This is a genomic window from Pseudomonas sp. PNPG3 (assembly GCF_023093815.1).
Lineage (GTDB): Bacteria > Pseudomonadota > Gammaproteobacteria > Pseudomonadales > Pseudomonadaceae > Aquipseudomonas > Aquipseudomonas asiatica.
The window spans coordinates 1-253 of record NZ_JALLKV010000286.1 but is presented as its reverse complement, the minus strand read 5'-3'; the positions used below and the strand labels follow the sequence as shown (position 1 = coordinate 253).

Sequence of the window (253 nt, the reverse complement as noted above, 5' to 3'; positions counted from 1 at the left end):
CCGGCACGGCGACTTCGACGGGGAGTCGGGCGCCGAGGGGGCCGGGGCCCTGCTCGATCTCGCCGATCCGCCGACGGCGATCTTCGCGACCTCGGACAATCTCGCGCTCGGCGCGCTGCGGGCCGCGCGCTCCCGCGACGTCGCCGTGCCCGAGCGGCTGAGCGTGATCGGCTTCGACGACACCATGGTCACGCGCTGGACGACCCCTCAGCTCACCGCCGTCAGCCAGCCGCTGGCCTCGATGGGGCAGGTC

Annotated in this window: 1 protein-coding gene; it reads left to right on the top strand. The window is 74.7% G+C overall.

The features are described 5' to 3' along the window. The coding region (locus tag MJ643_RS31075) for a substrate-binding domain-containing protein (protein WP_247727364.1) at positions 1–253 on the top strand (253 nt) is incomplete at both ends.